Below are 24893 nucleotides of genomic sequence, written 5' to 3'. Positions count from 1 at the left end.
CAGGGTCGAACGGGCCGAGGCAGCAGCCCGGCGGCGATCACGGCGCCTCTTCACAGAGCTTGTTCACAGCATCTGTTCGAGGGCCGGGGGAAGGACGCCAGACTACGTGACCCGTTGAAGGCATTCTGACAGGGCGCACGGACAGTCGCTGATTGCGCGGACTCAGCCGCGGGATCGCTCGTGCGCGTCCAGGGACTCGGTGATGATCGAGTCCACGATCCGGGCCACCCGGTCCACCCCGAGTGCGGGCGCCTGAAGGGCCACGGCCTCGGCGATCGCATGCTCGCGCACAGGGTCGCGTCCGGCTGCCCCACCGACCGGCTTGTGGTCCTGGACGGCGGAGGTCAGCGCCGCCCGGCGGGCCAGCAGCAGGCCAAGGTCGTGGTCGACCTCATCGATTTGGCGCCTCAGGAAGTCGAGCGGATCGTTGCCCAACCAGGCCATGCGCAGGTCCGGCGAGCGCTCCTCGTTCGCCGATCCGTCCGTGCCCTCCAGCTCCACCAGGCCGTGCCGGCGGTAGAACGCGCGGGCCGGCTCGTTGCTCTCGAAGACCCACAGCGCGAACCCGTCGGGCCGCAGGCCCTTGGCCACGTCGAGGAGGGCGGTGCCGACGCCGGAGCGCTGTGTCCCCGGGTCGACGTACAACGAGTCGAGCCAGGTGGGGGTCAGGGTGCTGAACCCGAGGAGCTCGTCCTGCTCGGCCACCCACACGTCGCGTTCGGAGAGGTCCCATCCGGTGACCCAGGCGACGACCGAGTCGGCACTGTGCACGATCGGGGGCATGGCCGGCACCGCTGCCTCGCGCACCCGGAGGTACAGCTGCGCGATGTCGGGCAGGTCGTCGCCGGTCGCCGGCCTCAGGGTGAGCTCGGAGGACATGCGTCCATCCTCGCAGGGTCGGCAGCGCCGGTCCGGAGCACGGTCACTGGTCGAACTGGTCACTGATGAAGGCGGTCACACCGCGACGAGGGCCAGGTAGGCCAACCCGAGGACGCCCCGGTAGCCCCCGTAGTACGCCGCGCGCTGGGCCGCCGCCTGCTCGCGTACGCCGGCCGCGTCGGGATGGTCGGCGGGATGCGTGGCCAGCCAGCGGGCGTAGCAGGCCGAGTAGCCGGACTCGAACTCGTCGAACTCGTCCTGGTTCGCCTCGTGGACCTGCACGGGCATGAAGCCCTCCTCGACCGCGATCTCGAGCAGGTCGCCCAGCTTCACGAACTCGTCGAGGCGACCCGCGAGCGGAGCGATCGCCGCCTCGGTGGGTGTGGTGGACCAGATGCCCTCGCCGTACACCGCGCGCCCACCCGGCTCCAGCAGCGCACGCAGGGCCCGCAGCGCCGATCGGTGGTCGAGGGGCTGGTCTTCCTCGACAGGCGGTCCCCAGATCTGGCTCGCGCCGATGCAGATCACCGCGTCGGCGCGCGGCGGCAGGGCCTTCTTCGCGTCGCCGGCCACCAGCTCGACGCGGTCGGCCAGCCCGCGCTTCGCGGCGAGCTCGACACCGTGAGCGATCGAGGCGGCGTCGAGGTCGACGCCGATGCCGTTGGCACCTGGAGCCGCCTCCAGGGTGCGCAGCAGGAGCTCGGCCCAGCCGCAGCCGATGTCGGCGACAGTGCCGTCGAGGCCGGCGGCGAGGAAGGCCACCAGGCGCTCGGCTCGCTCCTCCGAGAGGGCGGTCAGGAAGGTCAGGTCAACGTGGGGTGCATCGAGTTCGAGAGTCATCGCCGCGCACTGTGCCACCCGGCGTGCGGGTGCGTCACCGGGTTTTGTCGTGCCCGAGGACTCAGTGTGCGCCCCGGATGACCTCGAGCGCGGCGGCCAGGTCGTCGGGGTACTCGGACTCGTAGGTCACGTAGTCGCCGGACTCCGGGTGCTCGAAGCCGAGCTTGACGGCGTGCAGCCACTGGCGTTCGAGACCCACACGCTTGGCGAGCACCGGGTCCGCCCCGTAGGTGATGTCGCCGACGCAGGGGTGCTTGAGCGCCGACATGTGCACCCGGATCTGGTGGGTGCGGCCGGTCTCGAGGTGGATCTCCATCAGGCTGGCGAAGCGGTGCGCCTCGAGGAGCTCGTAGTGGGTGACGCTGTGCTTGCCGTCGGCCATCACCGCGAACTTCCAGTCGGACTTCGGGTGCCGTCCGATGGGTGCGTCGATGGTGCCGGTCAGTGGATCGGGGTGGCCCTGCACCAGCGCGTGGTACGTCTTGTCGACCGTACGGCGGCGGAAGGCGTTCTTGAGCACCGAGTAGGCGTGCTCCGACTTGCAGATCACCATGACCCCCGACGTACCGACGTCGAGGCGCTGCACGATGCCCTGGCGTTCGGACGCGCCACTGGTGGCGATCCGGTAGCCGGCGCCGGCCAGGTGGCCGACCACCGTCGGGCCCGACCAGCCGGGGCTCGGGTGCACGGCCACTCCGACGGGCTTGTCGATCACCACGATGGCGTCGTCGTCGTGGATGATCTTGATGCCCTCGACGATCTCGGCCTTGATCTGGAGAGGGTCCGCACGCCGGGGGAAGGTCACGTCGAGCATGGCGCCCGGGTGGACCCGATCGGACTTGCCGACCTCGCCGCCGTCGACCTGCACGTTGCCCTCGAAGATCAGCTCGGCGGCGCGGGTGCGCGAGACGCCGAACATGCGCGCGATGGCGGTGTCGACGCGTTCGCCGGCCAGGCCCTCGGGGACCAGGACAGTGCGGTGCTCAGTCATGCGTGGTTCCGTCGAGGCGTCGGCCGCGGATGGACATCACGATGATGGTGAGCGCAGCGAGGTTGATCAGGATGTCGGCGACGTTGAAGATCGGCCAGTGCGGCAGCTCGAGGAAGTCGATGACGTGCCCGCGCATGACGCCGGGGTCGCGGGTCAGCCGGTCGGCCAGGTTGCCGCCCACGCCGGCGAGCAGGAAGCCGAACCCGAGCGCCCAGCCGGTGCTGCGCACCCGGAACGAGAGGAACACGACGACGCACACGGCAAGCATCGCGAAGACGGTCAGCGCCTCGGTGAACGCCGTACCGGTGCTGAACGCGGCGCCGGGGTTGCGGGTCAGCCGGAAGCCGAAGAGGTCACCGACCACGTCGACGCGGCCACGACCCTCCAGCGACTCGAGCGCCCAGTTCTTGCTGAGCAGATCGGCCAGGAAACCGATGAGGCCGACGCCCCAGAAGATCTGCAGGGAGCGGGTACGACGGGAGTGGTCGACTGTTCCGGAGACCGGTGTATCGCTGGTGTTCAGCGACGTTCCTCGCGCTGCTTGCATGACATGCACAGTGTCGCACGCGGGAAGGCCATCAGCCTCATCTTGCCGATGGGGTTGCCGCACGACTCACAGACGCCGTAGGTGCCGTCGTCAATGCGTCCCAGGGCCCGCTCGATCTGGGCCAGCATCTCGCGGGCGTTGGCGACGACAGTCAGCTCGTGGTCGCGCTCGAAGCTGGTGGCGCCCATGTCGGCCTGGTCGTGGCCGGCACCGTCGCCGGCGTCCCTCATCAGGCCGGCCAGCTCCTCCTCCTGCTCGCGCAGCTCCTCGCGCAGACGGTCGGCGTGCTCGTTGAGGTCGGTGAGGACCTCGTTGAGCTCGGCCTTGGTCCAGGCGGTCTCGTCGTCGCGCACGGCCAGTGCCGAGCGACCCTTCGCCGCGGCTGCCTTCTTGGCGGGGCGCTTCTGGGCCGGCACGGTCTTCTTCGCAGTCGTTGACGTGGCTGCAGCCACCTTCTTCACGGGCTCCGCCTTCTTGGTCGTGGTCTTCGAGGTCGTGGTCTTCTTGGCAGGCGCCTTGGTGGCGGCAGCAGTCTTCTTGGCCGGCCCCTTCTTTGCAGGCGCCTTCTTGGCAGGTGCCGGCGTCGCGGGGGCCTTCTTGGCAGCAGTCTTCTTGGTCGGCGCCTTCTTCGCAGCAGAATGCGCAGCCGCGGTCTTCTTCGCAGCGCTCTTCTTGGCCGGGGCCTTCTTGGCAGGCGCCTTGACCGCGGGAGCGCTCTTCTTGGCGGCGGCCTTCTTGGCGGGCGCCTTCACGGCCTTCTTCGCCGCGGGAGCCTTGCTGGCGGCGGCCTTCTTGGCGGGCGCCTTCACGGCCTTCTTCGCAGCCGGAGCCTTCTTCGCGGTGGGCTTGGAGGAAGCCTTCTTGGCCGGCGCGGACTTCTTGGCGGGCTCAGCGGTGGCCGAGGCGCCCTTGGGCTTGCGGGAGATGACCTTCTTCGCGGCAGCCGCAGCGGATCCTGCCAACGACCTTCTCGTGCTGCGTGCCATGGGTGGGCCTCCTCAGGCCTAGCCGATGTGGTGGGAGCCACAGTCAAGTGGTCGGAGGGTAGTCCACTCGGTGAGCACTACTCAAACCTGCCACGCACAGTGGGTACCGGCGGAAGTTTGTCGGCCACTCGAAGAACTTCCGGCGGTGCCCACATGGAGACACCAACGGCCGGATCCCGAGGGATCCAGCCGTTGGAGAGTTCTTCGCTAGCGGGGACTCAGCCCTCGTCCTCGCCGAGGATCGAGCGGAGCCGCTTGGGGGCCTGGGCCGGCGTGTCGCCGGCCGGCTGGCCACCCTCAGGAGCCGAGTCGAGGGACTCGAGCTGCTGGGTGAAGTAGCTCTTGAGGCGGGAGCGGTACTCGCGCTCGAAGGAGCGCAGGTTCTCCACCTCGGTGTTGAGCTTGTCGCGCTCCTTCTCCAGGTCACCGAACATCTGCTGGCGACGCTCGGCGGTCTCGGAGTCGAGCATCTGCGAGCGGCTGCGCGCGTCGGACTCGAGACGGTCGGACTTGACCTTCGACTCCGACTCGAGGCGCTCGGCCTTGGTACGTGCCTCGCCGACGATCTTGTCTGCTTCGTTCTTGGCGTCCTCGACGAGCTCGTCCGCATTGCGCGTGGCGATCTCGAGAAGTCGCGCAGCGGCGTTGGAAGCCTGCGCAACCGTCTCGACCCGGATCGTCTCGGGCGCGGCAGCGGCAGCAACCGGAGCAGCTGCGGGAACCGGGGTCGGCTCCGGCTTCGGCTCGGGCTTCTTCTCCTCGACGGGAGCCGGCGGCGCGGCGACAGCGACGGGGGCACCGGACTGGGCCGCGGAGAGCTTCGACCGCAGGTCGTCGTTCTCCTTGGTGAGGCGAGCGAGCTCTGCCTCCACCTCGTCGAGGAACTGGTCGACTTCACCCATGTCGTAGCCCTCGCGGAGCCGGACAGGAGTAAAGCGCTTGTTGCTCACGTCCTCAGGCGTCAGCGGCATGCTCTCACCCATTCGTTCTAGTCAACGGAAAGTCTGTCTGTCGAACAATAGCGCTTGGGGCGCAAGTTCAGTTAGGCGCCCAATTTGCACGGGCAGCCCTGTCGGAACCGTTGGGGAACCTCAACCCGAGAGGAACACCATCTGGTTCAGACGTAGAAGAAGGTACGTGCCCACGAGCACCAGAAGGAAACTGAGATCGAGTGCGACGCTGCCCAGGCGCAGCGGTGGAATGACGCGCCGCAGTGCCTTGATGGGCGGATCAGTGATGCTGTAGACGACCTCGAGGAAGACCAGCAAGGGCCCTCGCGGAGACCAGGAACGAGCGAAGACCTGCACCCAGTCGAAGACGAAACGGATCCACAGAAGGGCGAGGAAGAACCAGAGGATCGCCTCGAGGATGTAGCCGATGGTGCGCATGTATTCAGGTCAGCTCTGTGTCAGTTCGGCACGGATGTGAGGTCGGCTCCAGCCCCGGTCAGCTCTGGTTGAAGAATCCGCCCTCGGCAATGCGTTCCTTGTCTTCTGCCGCAACGGTGACGTTGGGCGGTGAGAGAAGGAACACCTTGCTGGTCACGCGCTCGATGGTGCCACGGGTGGCAAACACCAGGCCTGCAGCGAAGTCGACCAGGCGCTTGGCGTCGGTGTCGTCCATCTCGGAGAGGTTCATGATCACCGGCACGCCGTCGCGGAAGTTCTCACCGATGGTGCGCGCCTCGTTGTAGGTGCGCGGGTGGAGGGTGGTGATTCGGGACAACTCTGCGACAACTCCTGCTGTGGGAACCGCCTGCGGGCGGCGGCGCTCGGAAATGCTGGCCACCGAGGCCGGGCGGGGCTCTTCCCTCGCGGGACGGGTCGGTTCGTCGGCGTACTCGTCGTAGCCTTCTTCGTCGGGGTACCGGCCGGTGTCCTCGAGCAGGCCGAGGTACTCACCGATCTTGCGCATCGCGCCGCTCATGAGTGTTTCCTCCGGAACTCCTGCGCTCCTGTAGGAGCGCTGTTGTGATGGGACATTACTTGATCTTCGGGCGCTCACCGAGCACCGCGCGGCCAATCCGCACGTGTGTCGCGCCATGGAGAATCGCTGCTTCCAGGTCGCCACTCATCCCCGCGGACAGGAGCGTGGCCTCCGGGTGCTGGTGGCGGAATCGTTCGGCGATCCCGGCAAGTTCGGCGAAGGACGATTCGGGGTCGGCACCCAGGGGCGCCACGGCCATCAGGCCGCACAGGTTGAGGTCGTCGGAGGCGGCCACCTGGTCGGCCAACGGCCCGAGGTCCGCCTCGGTGACACCCGCCCTGCCCTGTGCCTCACCCGGTGGGTCGAGGCTGACCTGGAGCAGTACGTCGAGGACTCGTCCGCGGGTGGCAGCGCCACGCGCCAGGCCGCCGACGAGCTTGGCCCTGTCGACCGACTCCACCACGTCGGCGTACGCCGCCACGGCGGCCGCCTTGTTGGACTGGAGGCCGCCGATGTAGTGCCAGCGGAGACCGGTGGCACGACAGTCGGCCACCTTCTGCTCGGCCTCCTGGTGGCGGTTCTCGCCGACGTCGGTGACCCCGAGACCGGCCAGCAGCTCGACGTCGGAGGCCGGGAAGAACTTGGTGACCACGGTGAGCGTGACCTCGCCGGGGTCGCGGCCAGCGGTGCGACACGCTGCGACGATGCGCTCGTTGACGGCGGCGAGGTTCGCGGCGAGCTCGGCGGCCCGCTCCCCCGTCACGGCCGGATCCTGATCAGTCCGCCGAGTCGGCCGGCTGCCGCGCCGTCGCGGCGGTAGGACCAGAGGTCGGCCTCCTCGCGCGTGCAGCGCGAGGCGTCGACGATCGTCACACCCTCGGAGACGAGCTGGGCCCGGACACCGGCCCCGATGTCGAGCGCGGGGGTGCCCCACGAGGTCTCGGCCCAGGACTCCGGCACGACAGCGGCCACGTCGGCGCGCATCGTGCCGGGCACCTCGTAGCAGCTCCCGCAGACGTGGGGTCCGATCCAGGCGGCGATCGGCCCGGCGCCCAGGTCGCGCATGGCGCGCACCGCCGCTGGAACCACTCCCGCCACGAGTCCGGGCCTGCCGGAGTGGACCGCGCCGACGACCGTGTGACGCTCGTCGGCCAGCAGGACCGGCACGCAGTCAGCGGCACGGACCAGGAGTGCGACGCCTGGCTGGGTCGTCACGATTGCGTCGGCGACCAGCTCGCGCCCGTCGTACGACGCATCGAGCACGGCGACCTCAGCACCGTGCACCTGCCGGAGCCCGACGATGCGCAGGCCGTGCTCCCCCGGGGCGAACTCGCCGGCCAGCGTGGCCAGACGTGCCGTGGCAGCGGCCTCGTCGACCTCACCCACCACTCCGTCGTCGCCCGCGGCCGGCAACGACAGGTCGAGCGTGCGGTCCGTGAAGGCGAGGTCGATGGACGCGCCACCGGCCTCGCCTCCACGTGACTCGCGGAAGGCGAACACGCGTGCTGTCTCGATCACTTCAGGAAGTCGGGGACGTCCAGATCGTCATCGTCGAACTGCACCTGGCGCGGAGCCTGGGCCGGGCGCTGCGGAGCCGACTGCTGCGGCTGCGAGGGCTGACCCGACTGGGCAGGCTGACCGGACTGCGCCGACTGACCGGACTGGGGTGCCCGCTGGGCGGGCTGTCCGGCCGGCTGGGCCGCCGGACGACTCGGCTGGGACTGCTGCTGGGGAGCCTGCTGCGCGTTGCGCTGGTTGGCGAGCGCCTGCGCAGCATTGCGGGTCTCCTGCTGGGTCTGCTGCGGCGGCTCCTGGCGACGCAGCACGGTGCCCTCGTCACGGCGCTTCGGCATGCCGCCGTCGAAGCCGGCCGCGATCACCGTGACCCGCACTTCGTCACCGAGGGCGTCGTCGATGGTGGCACCGAAGATGATGTTGGCCTCGGGGTGCACCGACTCGGCGACCAGGGCGGCCGCCTCGTTGATCTCGAAGAGGCCGAGGTCGGAGCCACCGGCGATCGAGAGCAGCACGCCGTGGGCGCCGTCGATGCTGGCCTCGAGCAGCGGGCTCGACACCGCCATCTCGGCAGCGGCGACCGAGCGGTCCTCGCCACGGGCCGAGCCGATGCCCATCAGGGCGGAGCCGGCGTTGGCCATCACGGACTTCACGTCGGCGAAGTCGAGGTTGATCAGGCCGGGCGTGGTGATCAGGTCGGTGATGCCCGAGACACCCTGCAGCAGCACCTGGTCGGCCTGCTTGAAGGCGTCGAGCATGGAGACGTTGCGGTCGCTGATGGAGAGCAACCGGTCGTTGGGGATGACGATGAGGGTGTCGACCTCTTCGCGCAGCTGCGCGATGCCCTCTTCGGCCGAGTTGGCGCGACGGCGGCCCTCGAAGGAGAACGGCCGGGTCACGACACCGATGGTCAGCGCGCCCAGTGAGCGCGCGATGCGGGCCACGACGGGAGCGCCACCGGTGCCGGTGCCACCACCTTCGCCAGCGGTCACGAACACCATGTCGGCGCCCTTGATGACCTCTTCGATCTCGTCGGCGTGGTCCTCGGCGGCCTTGCCCCCGACCTCGGGGTTCGCGCCGGCTCCGAGTCCGCGCGTGAGCTCGCGGCCGATGTCGAGCTTGACGTCGGCGTCGCTCATGAGGAGCGCCTGGGCGTCGGTGTTGATCGCGATGAACTCGACGCCCTTGAGGCCGACCTCGATCATCCGGTTGACGGCGTTGACGCCACCCCCACCGATACCCACGACCTTGATGATGGCCAGGTAGTTCTGTGCTGCTGCCACGGCGGCTGTGCCTCTCCCTGATCGGTGTCGCCCGACCGCTCCGGGTGAGAGCGATGGGCCTGTCTGTGCTGTGCCAGCCGGGTTGCGACTGGCGGTGGTGCTCGTTGGGGAAGTTCCGATCAGTCGACCTGAAACCTTAACCCTGAACTGGAGGGTTATAGTTATGTCAACCTCTCGTTGTCGAAGACAGTAGGCAGACCAGTGCGGACATTCACGCTGGACACGCCCGACACGCAGAAATTTCCGAGACTCCCTGAGGTTTCCGTGGGGATCCGGTTGCCACGGAGACGTCAAGGACGTGTCGGGCGGGGAGGGAGACCGGGTCAGCGGGTGGTGGGCTGACCGGGCACGGAGACGTCGTACACGTCGGCCTTCTGGCGCAGCAGGATGGCGATCACCTTCGCCTTGTCCTCGGACTGCTCCGCGCTCCCCCACACGATCGTGCGGCCGTCGCGCAGCTTCAGGGAGATCTGGTCGACGGTGTGCAGCTCGACGTAGTCGACCTTGCGAGCGATGGTCGTCGGCAGGCTGGCCAGGACGTTGGCGCCCTCGGCGACGGCCTCGTCGACGGTGTCGTCGTCGACCTTGAGCCGCGGCAGGTTCCCGGGCATCTTCGGGTAGCTGCGGAACGCGAACCCGGTCGCGTCGATGCCCCGGTAGGTGCCCCCGCGCTCGACCACGGCCACCGCGACCCGCTCGGTCACCCGCACCAGGATGCGGTCGGGCCACTCGCGTGAGACGTCGGCGGAGGCCACGGCGGGCAGGTCCTCGAGCCGGTCCTTGATCGCGCCCATGTCGGCGCGGGCCAACGGCTCACCGGAGCGTACGTCGGCAGCGGCCAGTACCTGCTCCTCGGTGAGCAGCTTGTTGCCCTCGACGTCGACGCCCTTCACGGCGAGGACGGAGGAGAAGTAGACCAGCCAGACCCCGACCACCAGGGCGAGCGCCAGGACGGCGGAGATCACCACGAGGCGCAGCCGGAGCCATCGCCGAGCCCACTGCCTGCGCGCGAACCGCCGGCGGCTCAGCTCTTCCTCCGGCAGGTCCCTGCGGAAGGACTCAAGCACTGCCGTTTCCCTCCCGGGGAGCGAGCAGCTCGAGGACCTGCGGACCGACCTCGGTGACGTCACCGGCGCCCAGGGTCAGGACCATGTCGCCGGGTCGGGCGATCTCGACGAGCACGGCCGCCGCGTCGACCCGGTCGGGGATGAAGCGCACCGACTCGGCCGGCAGCGGGACCGCGTCGGCCACGAGCCGTCCGGTGACGTCGGGGTCGGGGTCCTCGCGGGCCACGTAGACGTCGAGCACGACCACCTCGTCGGCGACGCCGAGGGCCTCCCCCATCGCCGTACCGAAGATGCGGGTGCGGGAGACCAGGTGCGGCTGGTAGCAGACGATCAGCCGGCCCTTGCCCGCGACAGCGCGCGCGGCCTGGAGGTCGCCGGCGATCTCGACGGGGTGGTGCGCGTAGCTGTCGTAGACACGCACCCCCGCGACCTCGCCCTTGCGCTCCATGCGGCGGCGCGACCCGGTGAAGCCGGCCAGCCCCGTGGCCAGCGCGTCGAAGGCAAACCCGAGCCTCAGGCCCAGGGCCAGCGCGGCCAGTGCGTCGAGGACGTAGTGGCGTCCGGGGATCTGGAGCTCGACGGTGCCGAGCGTCTCGTCACCCTGCACGACGGTGAAGCGTGAGTTGCTGCCCTCGAAGACGAGGTCGACGGCCCGCAGGTCGGCCGCCGCGGACTCGCCCACACCGATCACCTCGCGGCCCTTGTCGCGTGCCAGGTCGGCGAGGGACGCGGCTCCTTCGTCGTCGACGCAGCAGACCAGGAATCCGTCGGTGTCGAGGGTGTTGACGAACTCGACGAACGCCGCGCGGTAGGCCTCCTCGGTGCCCCACACGTCGAGGTGGTCGGCCTCGACGTTGGTGACGATGCCGGCACGTGGCCGGTAGACCAGGAACGCACCGTCGCTCTCGTCGGCCTCGGCGACGAACAGGTGTCCGGCGCCGTCGTGGGCGTTGCTGCCGGTCTGCACGAGCACGGCACCGATGGCGTACGTCGGGTCGGCGCCGGCCTCGAGCAGGGCCATGGTCAGCAGGGACGTGGTGGTGGTCTTGCCGTGGGTGCCGGCCACGGCCAGCACCTGCTTGGCCGCCATCACGGACGCCAGTCCGGCCGACCGGGGCAGCATGCGCAGGCCGCGGCGGGTCGCCTCGAGCACCTCGGGGTTGTCCTCACGCGCGGCGGTGGTGACCACCACGGTGTCGGCGTCACCGACGTGCTCGGCGGCGTACCCGAGGTGGCAGGTGACACCGAGTGCGCGCAGGGCAGGGAGGAAGGGGGTGTCGTTGTCGTCGCTGCCGGTGACGTGGAGGCCGCGCTGGGCCATGATCTTGGCGATGCCGGACAGGGCAGCGCCGCCGATGCCGATGAAGTGGACCCGGCCGAGCTGGTCGGCGGGCAGGAGCACGTCGGGAACCGGGATCTTCATCGCGCGGCCTCCAGGATCATGCGGGCCAGCTTCTCGTCGGCGTCCAGCGGGATCACGTGTGCCGCGGCGGCGCCCATCTGCGCCAGCCGCTCCGGGTCGGTGAGCAGTGCCGGGACGGTGGCCGAGATCCACTCGGACGTGAGTGCCTCGTCGCTGACCAGCAGCCCACCTCCGGCGTCGACCACCGGCCGGGCGTTGAGTGCCTGCTCGCCGTTGCCGATCGGCAGCGGGACGTAGATCGCGGGCAGGCCGACGCCCGAGACCTCGGTGACGGTGTTGCTGCCCGAGCGGCAGAGCACCGCGTCGGAGGCGGCGTACGCGAGGTCCATGCGGTCGACGTAGTTGACCACGACGTACGGCGTCGAGGTCTGCGGCTGGGCGAGCGTGTGCTTGGGGCCGACGATGTGGAGCACCTGGACGCCGGCCGCGGCGAAGGCCGGGGCGGCCGCGGCGACGGAGTCGTTCAGGCTGGTCGCGCCCTGCGATCCACCGGTCACCATCAGCGTCGGGAGGTCGGGGTCGAGGCCGAAGGTGGCCCGGCCCTCGGCGCGCAGGGCCTGGCGGTCGAGGGTGGCGATCATCCGCCGGATCGGCAGGCCGACGTACGTCGCGTGGCGCAGCTCGCTGTCGGGGAACGAGGTGGCCACGTGGATGGTGAGACGGGCACCGAGACGGTTCGCGATGCCTGGCAGGGCGTTGCCCTCGTGGACCACGATCGGCACGTGCCGCTTGCGTGCGGCGAGGTAGGCCGGGACGGAGACGTAGCCGCCGAACCCGACCACGACGTCGGGACGGACCCGGTCGATCACCTCGAGGGCCGCGGCGCGTGCGGCGCGCAGCTTGCCCGGGGTACGCAGCAGGGCCTTGCCGGGACGACGGGGCAGCGGCACCCGCGGCACGAACTCCAGCGGCAGCCCGGCCTCGGGGATCAACCGGGCCTCGAGGCCCTCACGGGTGCCGAGGCAGGTGACCTCGGTGGCCGGGTCGAGGCGGCGCAGCGCATCGGCGGTTGCGAGCAGGGGTGAGGTGTGGCCGGCAGAACCTCCGCCGGCGAGAAGGACGCGCATCAATTTCCTCGACGAGTTGAACCGGCCGACAGCCCGGCCGAGCGGTTTCGCTTGCGTGCCGCCAGCGCCTTGGCAGCGTCGGGCTCGGACCGGGCGAACCCGATCAGCAGACCCAGCGCGACGAGCGACGGCAGCAGTGCGGAACCACCATAGGAGACCAGCGGTAGCGGGATGCCGACGACCGGCAGCATGGCCAGCACCATGCCGACGTTGATGATCATCTGGCCGAGCAGCCAGATGGTGATGCCGAAGGACGTGTAGCGCACGAACGGGTCGCGGGTGTGCGTGGCCACCCGGATCGCGGCGTACGCGATGGTGAGGAAGAGGGAGAGCACCAGGAGCGTGCCGACCAGGCCGAGCTCCTCACCGAGCACGGCGAAGATGAAGTCGGTGTGCGCCTCGGGCAGGTCGCCCCACTTCTGCTGGCTGGCTCCGATGCCCTGACCGAACCAGCCGCCGGTGGCCAGCGCATAGAGTCCGTGGGCCGGTTGCCAGCCCGCGTCGTGGTACTCCTTGAACGGGTCGACGAAGTTGAGCAGCCGGCCGCGGCGCTCCTCGTTGGTGGTGGCCAGGTAGAACGCGCCCACGCCGACCACCGAGATGGCCAGGGCGAACAGCCGGGCCGGGGCCCCCACCACCCACAACATGGACAGCATGATCGCCATCAGCACCAGTGCCGTGCCGAGGTCGCGCTGGAGCAGGACCAGGGCGATGACCAGGCCCATGCCCGGCACCACCGGCATCATCACGTGGTGCAGCTCGGGGAGCCGGCGCTGCTTGTTGGCGTAGACGTGCGCGGCCCAGAGGATCACCGCGAGCTTGGCGATCTCGGAGGGCTGGATCGCGATCGGTCCGACGGCCAGCCAGTTGGTCTGTCCGTTGCGGGTCAGGCCCAGCGGCGTGCGGGTCAGCGCCAGCAGCAGCATCGAGCCCAACAGTGCCGGCCAGACCATCTTGCGGATGAACCGTTGGGGCATGCGGGAGGCGACGAACGCCACCGGCAGCCCGATCACCACCCACATCAGCTGGCGCTTGACGACCGCGTAGGAGTCGCCGTTCTCGCGGTAGGAGTAGACGCTCGAGGCCGACATCACCATGATCAGCCCGATGGTGAGCAGCAGTGCGGACGCACCGAGCAGCAGGTAGTAGGACGTCAACGGCCGGTCCAGGGCGCCGCGGATGAGGCTGATCCGGTCGGCCAGGGCCTCGATGAACCGGGCCGGGCCGGAACGACGACGGGACTGCGTACGACGGGACTGGCGGGCCGGCGACCCGACAGCCGACTCACGCTCGGTCGTCGTACTGGCCACCTGTGCCCCTCCGGTCATTCCTGTCGTGCGACGTGGCGGTGAACCGCCTCTGCAAACCTGTCTCCGCGTTCGCCGTAGTTGGCGAACATGTCCATGGAGGCACAGCCCGGTGCCAGCAGCACCGTGTCGCCCGGCTGAGCCAGGCCCACGGCGGCAGCCACCACCTCGTCCATGGGTGAATCCTGCGCCCCAGTCTCCCCGGCACCGATCTCGATGACGGGCACATCCGGTGCGTGTCGCGAAAGGGCGTCGGCGATCACATGGCGGTCGGCTCCGAGGAGTACGACGCCACGCAGGCGCGGGTGCACCTTCTTCACGAGGTCCTCGAACCGGGCCCCCTTGGCCAGCCCTCCAGCCACCCAGACCACGTGGTCATAGGCCTGCAGCGAGGACTCGGCGGCGTGCGGGTTGGTCGCCTTCGAGTCGTCGACCCATTCGACCTCGTCGTGGAAGGCGACCAGGGCGATGCGGTGCCCGTCTGGCCGGAAGGCGCGCAACCCGTCACGGACGGCGGTCTGCGAGACTCCGTGCGCCCGGGCCAGGGCCGCGGCGGCGAGGGCGTTGGCCACGAAGTGCGGCGCCGGCGAGGCGAGGTCGGCGATCGTGCAGAGCTCGGCGGCGCTGCTCCCGCGCTGCTCGATGAAGGCCCGGTCGACCAGCATGTCCTCGACCACCCCGAGCATCCCGACGCCAGGCATGCCGAGGGTGAACCCGATCGCGCGGGCGCCTTCTTCGACGTCGGCCTCGCGGACGAGCTCCTCCGTGGCCGGGTCGGCGAGGTTGTAGACGCAGGCCTTCTGCACGTGTTCGTAGATGCGACCCTTGTCGGCGGCGTAGTCGGCCATCGGGTCGTCGCCGTCGTACCAGTCGAGGTGGTCCTCGGCGAGGTTGAGCACCACCGACGACTCGGCCCGCATGGACGACGTGTAGTGCAGCTGGAAGCTGGAGAGCTCGACGGCGAACACGTCGTACGGCTCAGGGTCCATGACGGCTTCCACGATCGGCAGACCGACGTTGCCGACCGCGACACTGCGCAGCCCGGCCGCCTTCAGGATCGAGTCGAGCATCTGCACGGTCGTGGTCTTGCCGTTGGTGCCGGTCACCGCCAGCCAGGGCGCCGCGTGGGCGGGGTCGCGCAGCCGCCAGGCCAGCTCGACCTCGCCCCAGACGGGTACGCCGCGCTCCCCCGCCTGGGCCAGCAGTGGGGCGTCCGGACGCCATCCGGGCGACGTGACCAGCAGGTCGACGTCGTCGGGCAGGGTGGCCGTGGTGCCCGCACCCAGGCGGATGTCGGCGCCGAGGCTGCGCAACAGCTCGGCCTTCTCCTCCTTGCCGTCGGGCTTCTCGTCCATCGCGATCACGGTGGCACCGAGGAAGAGCAGGTTGTCGGCGGCCGCGAAACCGGAGACGCCGAACCCGGCGACGGCCACGCGGACCCCCTGCCAGGAGTCGTGACGGCCGAGGGTGTCGAGGTTCACGTGCCGGCCACCCATTCGGCGTAGAAGATGCCGAGGCCGGTGGCGACGCAGAGACCGGTGATGATCCAGAAGCGGATCACGACGGTGACCTGCTCCCAGCCGATCATCTCGAAGTGGTGGTGGATCGGCGCGATCCGGAACACCCGGTGACCGGCCTTGACCCGGAACACCGAGCGGAACAGGCCGCTGGCGCGGCTGACCTTGAAGACGCTCACCTGGATGATCACGGAGAGCGTCTCCACCACGAAGAGCCCACCGACGATCAGCAGCAGCAGCTCCGTGCGGGTCAGGATGGCCAGGCCGGCGAGGGCGCCGCCGAGGGCCAGGGAGCCGGTGTCGCCCATGAAGATCTGCGCCGGCGAGGCGTTCCACCAGAGGAACCCGAAGCAGGCGCCGGTGATGGCCGCGGCGATGACGGCCAGGTCGAGCGGGTCACGCACCTCGTAGCAGCGGCCGTAGGTGATGTCGTTCTGCCCGCACCACTGGTTGTTCTGCCAGATGTTGACCAGCGTGTAGGCACCGAAGACCATCACGGACGCCCCCGCGGCCAGGCCGTCGAGCCCGTCGGCGAGGTTGACCGCGTTGCTGGTGCCGGTCACGATCACCCAGATCAGCAGGATCACGAGGATCGAGGGCAGCACGAAGCCGGTGTCGCGGATGAACGAGATGTGCGTCGAGGCGGGCGTGCGTCCGCGGTCGTCCTCGAGCCAGGGAGAGAGCGCCAGCACACCGAAGACGAGGGCGATCAGGGTCTGCCCGATCATCTTCGCCTTGCTGCGCAGGCCCAGGTTGCGCTGCTTGTAGATCTTGATGAAGTCGTCGAGGAAGCCGACCAGGCCGAGCCCGACGAAGAGGAACAGCAGCAGCAGCGCGGAGGCCGAGGGCAGGTCCTGGGTGACCAGCTTGGCGAACGCGTAGCCCATGACGCTGGCGAAGATGATGACGGTGCCACCCATGGTCGGGGTGCCCCGCTTGGTGTGGTGGCTGGTCGGGCCGTCCTCGCGGATCTCCTGGCCGTAGCCCTTGGACGACAGCACCTTGATCGCGTAGCGGGTGCCGATCAGGGACAGCAGCAGCGCGAGCCCTCCACTGAGCAGGATCGCTCTCATTCCTGCTTCTCCTCCACGTGTTCGGGCTCCGGCCCGGTGTCCTGTCCTGGCTGGTCCGGTGAGGACCGGCGTGTGACTCTAGGGCCCAACTGCTGCGCGATCCATTCGAGCGCCGCCCCGCGCGAGGCCTTCACGAGCACGACGTCGTCGGCGACCATGTTCTCGCGCAACCATGCCAGAGCGGCAGCCCGGTCCGCGACGTACAACGCCGCGGAGGGGCCGGGTGTGACGTTCGCCGCTCCCTCGAGCACGGCCCGGGCACCCTCACCGACCACGAGCAGTACGTCGACGCCGGCCCGGGCGGCATGCTCCCCGAGGTCGCGGTGGTCGGCCTCGGCACCGGCTCCGAGCTCGCGCATCTCCCCCAGCACGGCGATGCTCCGCCCGCCGCGACGCCCGGCAATGGCCAGCAGTGCGGAGATCGCGGCGCGCATCGAGGCCGGGTTGGCGTTGTAGGCGTCGTTGACGACCACCGGTCCGTCGGGCAGCTCGTGCAGCTCCATGCGCCACGGCGACAGGCTGGTCGCCGCGGACAGCCCGGTCGCGATGTCGACCGCCGAAAGTCCTGCCGCGTGGGCCATGGCCGCCGCGGCGGCTGCGTTGTGGAGCTGGTGCTCCCCGGTCTGGCGCAGGGTGACCGGATGCCGCTCACCGGCGATTTCGAGTACGGCGGACGCGCGGTCGAGGTCGTCGTACGTCGTGTCGTGCCAGGTGACGTCGGGGGCACCGGAGAGCCCGAAGCGGACCACCCGGGCGGCCGTGCGCGGGCCCATCACGGAGGTCAGCTCGTCGTCGGCGTTGATCACTGCGACCCCGTCGGCGGGCAGCGCTTCGAGGATCTCGCCCTTGGCCACCGCGATCGCCTCGCGCGAGCCGAACTCCCCCACATGGGCGGTCCCGACGTTGAGCACGGCCGCGATCGTGGGCGGTGCGACGTCGCAGAGGTAGGTGATGTGGCCGATGCCCCGGGCACCCATCTCGACGACCAGGAACCGGGTGTCGGTGGTGGCCCGCAGTGCGGTCAGCGGCACCCCGAGCTCGTTGTTGAGGTTGCCGAGGGTGGCCACGGTGGGTCCGGCCGCGGCGAGCACCTGGGCCAGGTAGTCCTTGGTGCCGGTCTTGCCCTGGCTGCCGGTCATCGCGAGCACGGTGAGGCCGGGCAGCGCGTCGAGCACGTGCCGGGCCAGCCGACCCAGGGCGACCACCGGGTCGGCGACGACGACCGTCGGCACATCTGTGGCCCGGGAGCCGAGGACCGCAGCGGCACCGGCCGCCACCGCACCGGCGGCGTAGTCGTGGCCGTCGACCCGCTCGCCGACGACGGCGACGAAGAGTCCGCCGGGCTCGACCTGCCGACTGTCGAGGAAGGCGGGGGCGGAGACGACCACGGCGGGGTCGCCGGCCACCTCGCCGTCGACGGCTTCGGCGATCTGGGCCAGCGTGAGGGCGATCATCGGGTGGCCTCTTCGCGGACGACCTCGCGGTCGTCGAAGGGGTGCACCACTCCGTCGACCTCCTGGCCGGTCTCGTGGCCCTTGCCGGCGACCAGCACGATGTCGCCGAAGCGGGCCCGGGCCAGTGCCTCGCGAATGGCCTCGCGGCGGTTGCCGATCTCGAGCACCTCGGCAGGGCCTGCTGTCGTGCCGGCCAGCACCTCGGACCGGATCGCCGCGGGATCCTCGGAGCGTGGGTTGTCGTCGGTGACGATCACGACGTCGGCCAGCCGCGCGGCGATCTCGCCCATCACGGGTCGCTTGCCGGTGTCGCGGTCGCCGCCGGCCCCGATCACGATGATCAGCTGCCCGTCCGTCAGTGGCCGCAGGGTGCGCAGTGCGGCCTCGACGGCGTCCGGTTTGTGCGCGTAGTCGACGACCACGCTGTAGCCGTGGGGCACCGCCACCTGCTCGAGCCGTCCCGGCACGCCGCTCCCCCGGGCCATCGCGCCGGCGACCGTGGTGACGTCGTACCCGACCTCGGCGGTGGCCGCGATCGCGGCGAGCGCGTTGGCGACGTTGAAGTCGCCGGGGATCGGCACCGACGTGCGGACACGTAGGTCGCCCGGGCCGACCACCGTGAACGAGGAGCCGTCGGGGGCCAGGTCGATGTCGACGGCCCGCCAGTCGGCCTTCGGGTCGACGAGGCTGAACGAGCGCATCGGGATGGTTGCCTCGGCGAGCAGGCGTCGGCCGTGCTCGTCGTCGAGGTTGACCAGGCCGAGGCGGGCACGTTCGGGCGTGAACAGCGACGCCTTGGCGGCGAAGTAGCTCTCCACGTCGTGGTGGAAGTCGAGGTGGTCGCGACCCAGGTTCGTGAAGACCGCGACGTCGAACACGACGCCGTCGACCCGCCCCATCACGAGGGCGTGGCTGGAGACCTCCATCGCGCAGGCCTCGACCCCGCGTTCGCGCATCATCGCGAACAGGCCGTGCAGGTCGGGCGCCTCCGGCGTGGTCAACGAGGTCTTGATCTCGTCACCGTCGACGCGCGTGCCGACGGTGCCGATCACCGCCGCGTGCACGCCCGCGCCCTGCAGCGCCACCTCGGCGAGGCGCGTGGTGGTGGTCTTGCCCTGGGTGCCGGTGACCGCGATCATCCGCATGCTCCGGGCGGGCTCGTCGTGCAGGCGGGCGGCCAGCCGACCGAGGCGGGCCCGCGGCTCGTCGACGATCAGCACCGGGATGTCGAGGTCGGCCAGGAGCGCTCCCCCTGCCTCGTCGGTCAGCACCGCCACGGCACCCGCCGCCACCGCGTCGGCGGCGTACGACGCCCCGTGGACGCGCGCACCGGGGAGGGCCGCGTAGAGGTCGCCGGGCAGGACCCGGTGGGAGCTCAGGGAGATGCCGGTGACCGCGGACTGATCGGTCGCCTCGACGCCGAGCCAGCCGGCCACCTCCGACAGCGGGGTCTGTCGCGGTTCAGCGGGCCGCGTCGCCCTCAGTTCCTTGTCGCTCACCACGGCGCGAGGCTATCGCGCAGCGCTGGCCGGCCCTCCGCGACGTCACCGTCGCAGGTCACCACTCGACCGGGAGTGTGGTGGGGCTGGTGCCGGTGGGTGCGACGCCGTACTTGCGCAGCAGGTAGGTCATCACCTTGCGGAACACCGGGCCGGCGGCCGCGCCACCGCCCTGGCCGTTGCGCGGGTTCTGGATGACGACGTAGACGGTGAAGCGCGGGGCGTCGGCGGGGGCGAACCCGCCGAACGAGACGGTGAAAGTGCCGTCGTAGCAGGCGCACTCCTTGCCGACGCGCTGGGCGGTTCCGGTCTTGCCGGCCACCCGGTAGCCGGTGATGGCGCTGGTCGGCGCGATGCCGTCCACCGGGTCGGTGACCAGCTCCATCATCTCGGAGGTCTGCCGTGCGGCGTCCTCGCTGACGACGCGGCGGGTGGTCGAGGTGGAGGTGCCGACCTTCGTACCGTCGTCGGTGACCGCCGAGCCCTTGATGATGTTGGGGTCGACGTGGATGCCGCCGTTGGCGATGGTGTTGACCGCCGCCGCCATCTGGACGGCGTTCACGCTCAGGCCCTGGCCGAACGCGATGTTGTCCTGGCCGAGCTGCCCCCACGTGGAGGGGTCGGGGAGCCGGCCGCCGCTCTCGCCACGCACCCCGATGTTCGTGCGCTGGCCGAGGCCGAACGCGGTCAGGTAGGCGTGCAGCTGCTCCGGGGTGAACTGGCGCGCGGACAGGGCGGTGCCGATGTTGGAGGACTTCGACAGTGCGCCGGCGGCGGTCAGGTGGATCGTCTCGTGGTCCCAGTGGTCGTGGATCGGCGCGCCCTGGCTCTCGAGGACCGGGGGCACGGTGATCGGCGTGCGCGGGGTGATCTTGCCGGCGTCGATCAGTGAGGCGAAGGTGAGCACCTTCTCCACCGAACCGGGCTCGTAGGGGTCGCTGGTGGCCCGTGAGCCGAGGTTGCGCTTCGGCGACTCCAGCGGCTCGTTCGCGTTGTACGACGGGTAGTCGGCGTCGGCGAGGATCTCGCCGGTCTCGACGTTCATCGCGATCGCGGTGCCCGAGTCGGCCTTGGCGCCGCGGACCGCCTCACGCAGCACCCGCTGGGTGAAGAACTGCACGTCGCGCTCGATGGTGAGCTGGAGGTCCTGCCCGTCGACCGGCTTGACCGTGTTGTTGGTGCCGAGCGGGATGCGGTTGCCGCCACCCACCTCGTAGGTGGTCTCGCCGTCGACGCCGGAGAGCTGCTTGTCGAAGGTGCGCTCGAAACCGGCCAGGGCCTCGTCCTCGCCGAGGAACCCGATGAGGTTCGCGGCGATGTCGTCGGCCGGATAGTCGCGCATCGGGTCACGCTCGGTGGTGAGTCCCTTGTAGCCCTTCTCCTCGAGCGCGTCGACGACCCGGCGGGCCTTGGTGGAGGGCACCCGCCGGGCGATGTACTGGTAGCGGGTGTCGTCCTTGCGGAGCCTGCCCAGCGTCGCGAAGTAGTCGATGCCGAGCTCTTGGGAGAGGTAGGACGCGATCGGTCCGGCGTTCTCCTCGGTCATCTGCGGGTCGGCGATGATCCGCAACCCGTCGACCGTGCTGGCCAGCTCGACCCCGTTGCGGTCGACGATGGCACCGCGCGCGGCGGGCAGGTCGACGGTCTGGACACCCTCGCGTGCGGCCATCGCGGCGTACGCGTGCGGGTCGATGCCCTGGAGCTGGAGCAGCCGGGCACCGAACGCGGAGAGCACCATCGCGATCACCACGAAGCCGAACCGCAGCCGGAACAGGGCGGACCCGCGGGCCGGTGCCCGTGTGGTCTGGGGTCGAAGGCTCAACGGGTGCTCCCGTCTCCCTGGCTGGTGGTCGACGAGTCATTCCTACCCGAGCCGTTGTTCCGCTTTGCCTCGGCACGCCGCTCCGCCGCGGTCTTCCGCTTCACCTTGATGATCACCGGATCGGGGTCGAGCGCCTTCGGCTTGCGGGCCTCGGGCGGGCGCACGTCGTACGCGTCGGCGGCCGAGGCCGGGATCGGGTTGCCGATCACCTTGCCGTCCTGCAGCTTGATGAACGCGGGATTCATCGCCGGCACCATGCCGTAGCGCTGGGCCTCCTCGGCCAGGCGCTGGGGCGCGCGCAGCTCCTCCAGCTCCATCTGGAGTCCCTGCTCGCGGGCGGTGAGCTCGCTGGCCTGCTGCTCGAGGTCGGTGGCGGCGAACGAGTTCTGCTGCATGTTGGTGTTGAACATCAGGAGCCCCACCACGCCGGCCACCAGCAGGAGGCTGACCAGGGTGACGAACGGCACCCGCGGGGTGCGGGTGCGCAGCCGGGGTACGACGCTGAGACGGGCGCGCTCGACCGCGGCCTCGGCAATGCGTTGGACACGAACCCGGCTCTGGGGAAGAGGGCTGCTCATGAGGAGGCTCCTGTGTCTCGAAGTCGTTCTATGGCACGAAGGCGGACCGATGCGGCCCGCGGGTTGTCGGAGAGCTCGGGCTCACGGGCCTTCTCGGCGCCGCGGGTGACGGTCCGGAAGGTGGGCTCGTGGCCGGCGGGGACGAACGGCATGTCCGGCGGTACGTCGGTGCTGGTGGCCGCCGTGAACGCGTGCTTGACCAGCCGGTCCTCCAGCGAGTGGTAGGCCTCGACGACCACGCGACCGCCCACTCCCACCGCGTCGATCGCGGCCGGAATGGCACGGCGCAGCACGTTCAGCTCGTCGTTGACCTCGATGCGCAGGCCCTGGAAGGTGCGCTTCGCGGGGTGTCCGCCGGTCCGCCGGGCAGGTGCCGGAATCGCGGTGTACAGCAGCTCGACGAGTCGGGCCGAGGTCGTGAACGGCTCCTTCTCGCGCTCGCGCACGATGTGCTGGGCGATCCGGCGGGCGAACTTCTCCTCGCCGTAGTCGCGCAGGATGCGGGTCAACTCCTCCACCGGGTAGGTGTTGAGCACGTCTGCGGCGGTGGGGCCCTCGGTGTCGTTCATCCGCATGTCGAGCGGCGCGTCCTGGGCGTAGGCGAAGCCGCGCTCCCGGACGTCGAGCTGCATCGAGGAGACCCCGAGGTCGAAGAGCACCGCGTCGACATGGTCCAGTCCCTGCTCGTCGAGCACCCGCGGGATCTCGTCGTACACGGCGTGCACGAGCGTCACCCGGTCGCCGTACGGCGCGAGTCGCTCACCGGCCATGGCCAGGGCGTTGGGGTCGCGGTCGATGCCGAGCAACCGGGCCTGCGGGCAGGCCTCGAGCACGGCCTCGCTGTGTCCGCCGAGGCCGAGGGTGGCGTCGATGAACGTGGCGCCGGGCCGATCGAGGGAAGGCGACATCAGAGCGACGACCCGATCCAGGAGGACCGGGACGTGGCGGGGGCTGGTCATGGAATCCCTGGCCTACCGACCGAGTGACATCAGGAGTAGGAGCGCGACGGTCAGGGTCACCGAGACCCCGGCGGAGAAGGCCATCAACGCGACCACGTCGCGGGCCCGGTCGCGCACCCGAGGTGTCGCGTGCGGCGTGCCGCTGACACTCATGCTCATGGTTCGACCCCTGGCTCATTGATTGCGTGTGGTGCTGGTGCTGCGGGTGCTGGATCGCAGGGCCAGGTCCCTGCCCGCTCCCCTCGAAGGGGGAAGTTGTCGTCTGGAATCGGGGAAGTGACCCCAGATGACAGTCAGGGAGCGGGCTCGAGACCTCGTCCTGCGATCCAGCTGTTGAGTTCGTCGTCGTGCCGGTGCTGCTGGCTCAGATGCCGGGGAACACTTCGTCGCTGAGCTCGGAGAACTTCTGCTCCTGCTCCTCGGAGTACTCCTGCCACGAGGCGGGGTCCCAGATCTCGATCCGGTTCATCGCCCCGATCACCATCACGTCCTTGCGGAGGGAGGCGTAATCCCTCAGCACCGACGGAATGCCGATCCGGCCCTGCTTGTCAGGAACCTCCTGTGACGCCGCCGCGAACAGCATGCGGACGTAGTCACGAGTGCCCTTGTTGGTGACCGGCGCCTCGCGGAGCCGGTCGGTCAGTCGGCTGAAGTCCTCCATCGACCACACGGTGAGGCAGCGCTCCTGCCCCCGCGTGACGACAAGCCCCTCGGCCAGGTCGTCCCTGAACTTTGCCGGGAGGAACAGGCGGCCCTTGTCGTCGAGCTTGGGCGTGTAGGTGCCGAAAAACATCCGGCACCTCCCCTGTCAGGTCCTACTGTCCTCCACTTCGCCCCACATTACTCCACTCTCATCCACCGTCAACCATTCCCCGCGCGTTTCTCCCACCGATTTGGGCCGTACGGCGACCAGGCGGCCGGGCGGTCGTCGTACGACGGGAAACCGGTGGCCATCTCGTTTGCGCAGGTCAGCGCCACTTTTCGACTCGGGAGCCGACTTCGGTGGTGCGCCGGTGGAGCAGATCGGCGCGCGGTGGTGGAGCGAAGTGGAGGAAAAGGTGGAGAAAAACCGCGCAGGTCACGAACCGATCCCGATCCCGCGTCGTCTGAGGTATGGACAACCAGACATACGCTTGACTGGTCGGGGAACGGGGCGCCGGTTCGGGAGCGCCCGCGAACAGGGACGTGGAGGCACGCGGTGGCGGCGGAAACAGGTGACGTCGAGAACGTCGCGCGGGTGGCAGCGAAGGTGCGCGACAACATCGACGCGGTCATCGAGGGCAAGACCGAGGTGGTCACCACGGCGGTGACGGTGCTGCTTGCCGAGGGCCACCTCCTGATCGAGGACATCCCGGGTGTCGGCAAGACGATGTTGAGCAAGGCGCTGGCCCGGTCGATCGACTCGACGGTGCGCCGCATCCAGTTCACCCCGGACCTGCTGCCCTCCGACGTGACCGGGGTCAGCATCTTCAACCAGGACACGCGGGAGTTCGAGTTCCGGCCCGGCGGCATCTTCGCCAACATCGTGGTCGGCGACGAGATCAACCGGGCCTCCCCCAAGACGCAGTCCGCGCTCCTGGAGTGCATGGAGGAGCACCAGGTCACCGTCGACGGGAACACCTGGCAGCTCGAGTCGCCGTTCATGGTGATCGCCACCCAGAACCCGATCGAGATGGAGGGCACCTACGCGCTCCCCGAGGCGCAGCGCGACCGGTTCATGGCCCGCATCTCCATGGGCTACCCGGTGCACGCAGCCGAGATCGCGATGCTCGCCTCCCACACCAGCCGCAACCCGCTCGACGACCTCGAGCCGGTCACCGACGCCAGCGAGATCCGCAAGATGATCGGCATCGTCAACGGCATCCACTGCGCCGACGCCGTGCTGCGCTACGCGGTGGCACTGACCACGGCCACCCGCAACACCCCCGACCTCAACCTCGGGGCCTCGCCGCGCGCGTCCCTCCACCTGATCCGTGCGGCCAAGGCGTACGCCGCGGTGCACGGACGCAACTACGTGCTGCCCGACGACGTCCACGCAATGGCCCGGCCGGTGCTCGCGCACCGCCTGCTGCCCAGCGTCGAGGCCGCGATGAGCAGCCGCACGACCGGCGCCATCCTCGACTCGCTGGTCGCCGCAGTACCGGTTCCGACGGCCTGACG

The 24893-nt window shown here is 69.9% G+C and carries 25 protein-coding genes; 1 reads left to right on the top strand and 24 read right to left on the bottom strand.

The genetic code is table 11. From position 1 onward, the window contains the following. Positions 1-162 precede the first annotated feature (162 nt). The 24 genes from ASD30_RS27395 to mraZ all read right to left on the bottom strand — a co-directional run bounded on the left by ASD30_RS27395 (position 163) and on the right by mraZ (position 23526). A complete protein-coding gene (locus ASD30_RS27395) occupies positions 163-879 on the bottom strand; it encodes a GNAT family N-acetyltransferase (protein ID WP_056676831.1) in 717 nt (238 codons plus the stop codon). Between the two features lie 75 nt (positions 880-954). Next, positions 955-1719, bottom strand: a complete 765-nt coding sequence (locus ASD30_RS03230) for an SAM-dependent methyltransferase (protein WP_082563644.1) — start codon at positions 1717-1719, stop codon at positions 955-957. Positions 1720-1780: 61 nt separating this feature from the next. Then, complete coding sequence (locus tag ASD30_RS03225) at positions 1781-2710, bottom strand: RluA family pseudouridine synthase (protein ID WP_056676825.1); 930 nt, start codon at positions 2708-2710, stop codon at positions 1781-1783. Beyond that, positions 2703-3257 (bottom strand): signal peptidase II, encoded by a 555-nt coding sequence (locus tag ASD30_RS03220; protein WP_056676822.1) that lies wholly within the window; start codon positions 3255-3257, stop codon positions 2703-2705. The genes ASD30_RS03225 and ASD30_RS03220 overlap by 8 nt, the downstream gene beginning before the upstream one ends. Beyond that, positions 3230-4243, bottom strand: a complete 1014-nt coding sequence (locus tag ASD30_RS25900) for a TraR/DksA family transcriptional regulator (protein WP_082563522.1) — start codon at positions 4241-4243, stop codon at positions 3230-3232. Before ASD30_RS25900 ends, ASD30_RS03220 begins: the two co-directional genes overlap by 28 nt. A gap of 218 nt (positions 4244-4461) precedes the next feature. Further along, positions 4462-5226, bottom strand: a complete 765-nt coding sequence (locus ASD30_RS03205) for a DivIVA domain-containing protein (protein ID WP_200949990.1) — start codon at positions 5224-5226, stop codon at positions 4462-4464. 108 nt (positions 5227-5334) lie between these two features. Continuing rightward, positions 5335-5631 carry a YggT family protein gene (locus ASD30_RS03200; RefSeq protein WP_056676816.1) on the bottom strand — a complete coding sequence of 99 codons (297 nt, stop codon included), beginning with the start codon at positions 5629-5631 and terminating at the stop codon, positions 5335-5337. 58 nt (positions 5632-5689) lie between these two features. Further along, a complete protein-coding gene (locus ASD30_RS03195) occupies positions 5690-6169 on the bottom strand; it encodes a cell division protein SepF (protein WP_056676813.1) in 480 nt (159 codons plus the stop codon). Positions 6170-6224: 55 nt separating this feature from the next. Continuing rightward, positions 6225-6932, bottom strand: a complete 708-nt coding sequence (locus ASD30_RS03190) for a YggS family pyridoxal phosphate-dependent enzyme (RefSeq protein WP_056676810.1) — start codon at positions 6930-6932, stop codon at positions 6225-6227. Then, the gene (locus tag ASD30_RS03185) at positions 6929-7687 is read right to left on the bottom strand and encodes a polyphenol oxidase family protein (RefSeq protein WP_235530037.1); all 759 of its coding nucleotides are present in this window, start codon (positions 7685-7687) and stop codon (positions 6929-6931) included. The genes ASD30_RS03190 and ASD30_RS03185 overlap by 4 nt, the downstream gene beginning before the upstream one ends. Beyond that, complete coding sequence (gene ftsZ / locus ASD30_RS03180) at positions 7684-8967, bottom strand: cell division protein FtsZ (protein ID WP_056676805.1); 1284 nt, start codon at positions 8965-8967, stop codon at positions 7684-7686. The genes ASD30_RS03185 and ftsZ overlap by 4 nt, the downstream gene beginning before the upstream one ends. Before the next feature lie 323 nt (positions 8968-9290). Next, a complete protein-coding gene (locus ASD30_RS03175; protein ID WP_235530036.1) occupies positions 9291-10034 on the bottom strand; it encodes a cell division protein FtsQ/DivIB in 744 nt (247 codons plus the stop codon). Further along, positions 10027-11457: a UDP-N-acetylmuramate--L-alanine ligase gene (murC, locus tag ASD30_RS03170; protein WP_056676802.1), complete on the bottom strand. Its 1431-nt coding sequence runs from the start codon at positions 11455-11457 to the stop codon at positions 10027-10029. The genes ASD30_RS03175 and murC overlap by 8 nt, the downstream gene beginning before the upstream one ends. Continuing rightward, on the bottom strand, positions 11454-12524 hold the full coding sequence (gene murG, locus ASD30_RS03165; protein WP_056676799.1) for an undecaprenyldiphospho-muramoylpentapeptide beta-N-acetylglucosaminyltransferase: 1071 nt from the start codon (positions 12522-12524) through the stop codon (positions 11454-11456). The genes murC and murG overlap by 4 nt, the downstream gene beginning before the upstream one ends. Further along, entirely contained in the window at positions 12524-13852 is a 1329-nt protein-coding gene (gene ftsW, locus ASD30_RS03160; RefSeq protein WP_082563521.1) for a putative lipid II flippase FtsW, read from the bottom strand. Before ftsW ends, murG begins: the two co-directional genes overlap by 1 nt. Then, positions 13849-15327, bottom strand: coding sequence for a UDP-N-acetylmuramoyl-L-alanine--D-glutamate ligase (gene murD, locus ASD30_RS03155; protein ID WP_056676797.1), 1479 nt, complete (start codon positions 15325-15327; stop codon positions 13849-13851). The genes ftsW and murD overlap by 4 nt, the downstream gene beginning before the upstream one ends. Further along, the gene (gene mraY / locus ASD30_RS03150) at positions 15309-16421 is read right to left on the bottom strand and encodes a phospho-N-acetylmuramoyl-pentapeptide-transferase (RefSeq protein WP_056676794.1); all 1113 of its coding nucleotides are present in this window, start codon (positions 16419-16421) and stop codon (positions 15309-15311) included. The genes murD and mraY overlap by 19 nt, the downstream gene beginning before the upstream one ends. Then, positions 16418-17875, bottom strand: coding sequence for a UDP-N-acetylmuramoyl-tripeptide--D-alanyl-D-alanine ligase (locus ASD30_RS03145; RefSeq protein WP_082563520.1), 1458 nt, complete (start codon positions 17873-17875; stop codon positions 16418-16420). Before ASD30_RS03145 ends, mraY begins: the two co-directional genes overlap by 4 nt. Next, the gene (locus tag ASD30_RS03140) at positions 17872-19311 is read right to left on the bottom strand and encodes a UDP-N-acetylmuramoyl-L-alanyl-D-glutamate--2,6-diaminopimelate ligase (RefSeq protein ID WP_327152720.1); all 1440 of its coding nucleotides are present in this window, start codon (positions 19309-19311) and stop codon (positions 17872-17874) included. The genes ASD30_RS03145 and ASD30_RS03140 overlap by 4 nt, the downstream gene beginning before the upstream one ends. A gap of 121 nt (positions 19312-19432) precedes the next feature. After that, positions 19433-21196 carry a peptidoglycan D,D-transpeptidase FtsI family protein gene (locus ASD30_RS03135; RefSeq protein WP_235532488.1) on the bottom strand — a complete coding sequence of 588 codons (1764 nt, stop codon included), beginning with the start codon at positions 21194-21196 and terminating at the stop codon, positions 19433-19435. Next, on the bottom strand, positions 21193-21774 hold the full coding sequence (locus tag ASD30_RS03130; protein ID WP_056676789.1) for a hypothetical protein: 582 nt from the start codon (positions 21772-21774) through the stop codon (positions 21193-21195). The genes ASD30_RS03135 and ASD30_RS03130 overlap by 4 nt, the downstream gene beginning before the upstream one ends. Continuing rightward, complete coding sequence (gene rsmH, locus ASD30_RS03125; protein ID WP_056676787.1) at positions 21771-22733, bottom strand: 16S rRNA (cytosine(1402)-N(4))-methyltransferase RsmH; 963 nt, start codon at positions 22731-22733, stop codon at positions 21771-21773. Before rsmH ends, ASD30_RS03130 begins: the two co-directional genes overlap by 4 nt. 12 nt (positions 22734-22745) lie before the next feature. After that, positions 22746-22892: a hypothetical protein gene (locus tag ASD30_RS26365; RefSeq protein WP_156388623.1), complete on the bottom strand. Its 147-nt coding sequence runs from the start codon at positions 22890-22892 to the stop codon at positions 22746-22748. A 205-nt stretch (positions 22893-23097) separates the two neighbouring features. Beyond that, on the bottom strand, positions 23098-23526 hold the full coding sequence (mraZ, locus tag ASD30_RS03120) for a division/cell wall cluster transcriptional repressor MraZ (protein ID WP_056676783.1): 429 nt from the start codon (positions 23524-23526) through the stop codon (positions 23098-23100). A 405-nt stretch (positions 23527-23931) separates the two neighbouring features. Between mraZ and ASD30_RS03115 the strand changes: the two genes are divergently transcribed. Next, complete coding sequence (locus tag ASD30_RS03115) at positions 23932-24891, top strand: AAA family ATPase (RefSeq protein WP_056676780.1); 960 nt, start codon at positions 23932-23934, stop codon at positions 24889-24891. The last annotated feature ends 2 nt before the right edge of the window (positions 24892-24893 follow it).

The sequence above is a fragment of the Nocardioides sp. Root140 genome (assembly GCF_001426745.1).
Taxonomy (GTDB): Bacteria; Actinomycetota; Actinomycetes; order Propionibacteriales; family Nocardioidaceae; genus Nocardioides.
This window is presented reverse-complemented; position numbering and strand designations above follow the sequence as displayed.

What these genes read in the sequence shown, in the direction of transcription:
- ASD30_RS03230 (WP_082563644.1), bottom strand. Translation starts at nt 1,719, where the DNA reads ATGACTCTCGAACTCGATGCACCCCACGTTGACCTGACCTTCCTGACC.
- murG (WP_056676799.1), bottom strand. Translation starts at nt 12,524, where the DNA reads ATGCGCGTCCTTCTCGCCGGCGGAGGTTCTGCCGGCCACACCTCACCC.
- ASD30_RS03130 (WP_056676789.1), bottom strand. Translation starts at nt 21,774, where the DNA reads ATGAGCAGCCCTCTTCCCCAGAGCCGGGTTCGTGTCCAACGCATTGCC.
- ASD30_RS03195 (WP_056676813.1), bottom strand. Translation starts at nt 6,169, where the DNA reads ATGAGCGGCGCGATGCGCAAGATCGGTGAGTACCTCGGCCTGCTCGAG.
- ASD30_RS25900 (WP_082563522.1), bottom strand. Translation starts at nt 4,243, where the DNA reads ATGGCACGCAGCACGAGAAGGTCGTTGGCAGGATCCGCTGCGGCTGCC.
- ftsW (WP_082563521.1), bottom strand. Translation starts at nt 13,852, where the DNA reads ATGACCGGAGGGGCACAGGTGGCCAGTACGACGACCGAGCGTGAGTCG.
- ASD30_RS03225 (WP_056676825.1), bottom strand. Translation starts at nt 2,710, where the DNA reads ATGACTGAGCACCGCACTGTCCTGGTCCCCGAGGGCCTGGCCGGCGAA.
- mraZ (WP_056676783.1), bottom strand. Translation starts at nt 23,526, where the DNA reads ATGTTTTTCGGCACCTACACGCCCAAGCTCGACGACAAGGGCCGCCTG.
- ASD30_RS03200 (WP_056676816.1), bottom strand. Translation starts at nt 5,631, where the DNA reads ATGCGCACCATCGGCTACATCCTCGAGGCGATCCTCTGGTTCTTCCTC.
- ASD30_RS03220 (WP_056676822.1), bottom strand. Translation starts at nt 3,257, where the DNA reads ATGCAAGCAGCGCGAGGAACGTCGCTGAACACCAGCGATACACCGGTC.
- mraY (WP_056676794.1), bottom strand. Translation starts at nt 16,421, where the DNA reads ATGAGAGCGATCCTGCTCAGTGGAGGGCTCGCGCTGCTGCTGTCCCTG.
- rsmH (WP_056676787.1), bottom strand. Translation starts at nt 22,733, where the DNA reads ATGACCAGCCCCCGCCACGTCCCGGTCCTCCTGGATCGGGTCGTCGCT.
- ASD30_RS03145 (WP_082563520.1), bottom strand. Translation starts at nt 17,875, where the DNA reads ATGATCGCCCTCACGCTGGCCCAGATCGCCGAAGCCGTCGACGGCGAG.
- murC (WP_056676802.1), bottom strand. Translation starts at nt 11,457, where the DNA reads ATGAAGATCCCGGTTCCCGACGTGCTCCTGCCCGCCGACCAGCTCGGC.
- murD (WP_056676797.1), bottom strand. Translation starts at nt 15,327, where the DNA reads ATGGGTGGCCGGCACGTGAACCTCGACACCCTCGGCCGTCACGACTCC.
- ASD30_RS27395 (WP_056676831.1), bottom strand. Translation starts at nt 879, where the DNA reads ATGTCCTCCGAGCTCACCCTGAGGCCGGCGACCGGCGACGACCTGCCC.
- ASD30_RS03205 (WP_200949990.1), bottom strand. Translation starts at nt 5,226, where the DNA reads ATGGGTGAGAGCATGCCGCTGACGCCTGAGGACGTGAGCAACAAGCGC.
- ASD30_RS26365 (WP_156388623.1), bottom strand. Translation starts at nt 22,892, where the DNA reads ATGAGCATGAGTGTCAGCGGCACGCCGCACGCGACACCTCGGGTGCGC.